The sequence below is a fragment of the Corallococcus sp. AB049A genome, assembly GCF_003668885.1.
In the GTDB taxonomy this organism is placed as follows: domain Bacteria; phylum Myxococcota; class Myxococcia; order Myxococcales; family Myxococcaceae; genus Corallococcus; species Corallococcus interemptor.
The window spans coordinates 1-1,135 of record NZ_RAWL01000811.1; the positions used below are offsets into that span (position 1 = coordinate 1).

The window sequence follows — 1,135 nt, forward strand, 5'->3', positions numbered from 1 at the left end:
GCGAACCGGAGCTCCTTCTCCATCGCGACCGGGGTGATGAGCTCCACCTCGATGGCGATGTTGTCGCCCGGCATGACCATTTCGACGTTGTCCGGCAGCTTCACCGTGCCCGTCACGTCCGTGGTGCGGAAGTAGAACTGCGGACGGTACCCCTTGAAGAACGGGGTGTGGCGGCCGCCCTCTTCCTTCGACAGCACGTAAATCTGCGCCTTGAACTTCGTGTGTGGCGTGATGCTGCCCGGCTTCGCCAGCACCTGGCCGCGCTCCATGTCCTCGCGCTTGAGGCCACGCACCAGCGCGCCGATGTTGTCGCCCGCCCGGCCCTCGTCCAGCAGCTTGCGGAACATCTCCACGCCCGTCACCACCGTCTTCTGCGTCGCGCGCAGGCCGACGACTTCGACTTCCTCGCCCACCTTGATGATTCCGCGCTCCACGCGGCCCGTCGCCACCGTGCCACGACCGGCGATGGAGAAGACGTCTTCCACCGGCATCAGGAAGGGCTTGTCCGTCGCGCGCTGCGGCGTCGGAATGTAGGCGTCCACCGCCTCCATCAGCTTCAGGATGGCCGGCTCGCCGATGTCGCTGGTGTCACCCTCCAGCGCCTTCACCGCGGAGCCGGGGACGATGGGGATGGTGTCGCCGGGGAACTCGTACTTCTTCAGCAGGTCGCGGACTTCCATCTCCACGAGCTCGCGCAGCTCGGGGTCGTCCAGCAGGTCCACCTTGTTCAGGAAGACCACGATGTAGGGGACGCCGACCTGGCGCGCCAGCAGGATGTGCTCACGCGTCTGGGGCATCGGGCCGTCCGCCGCCGACACCACCAGGATGGCGCCGTCCATCTGCGCCGCGCCCGTAATCATGTTCTTCACGTAGTCGGCGTGCCCCGGGCAGTCGACGTGCGCGTAGTGGCGGTTCTTCGTCTTGTACTCCACGTGCGCCGTGGAGATGGTGATGCCGCGCTCACGCTCTTCCGGCGCCTTGTCAATCTGGTCGTACGCCAGGAACGTGGCGCCACCGGTCTTCGCCAGCACCTTGGTGATGGCGGCGGTCAGCGACGTCTTGCCGTGGTCCACGTGCCCAATCGTTCCGATGTTCACGTGGGGCAGGCTGCGATCGAACTTTTCCTTGGACATGA

Annotated in this window: 1 protein-coding gene; it reads right to left on the reverse strand. The window is 65.8% G+C overall.

Translation table 11 applies throughout. The annotated features are described in order from the left end of the window. A partial coding sequence (gene tuf / locus D7X55_RS39575; protein ID WP_121725702.1) for an elongation factor Tu occupies window positions 1-1,133 on the reverse strand: 1,133 nt, incomplete at its 3' end. Window positions 1,134-1,135: the final 2 nt, after the last annotated feature.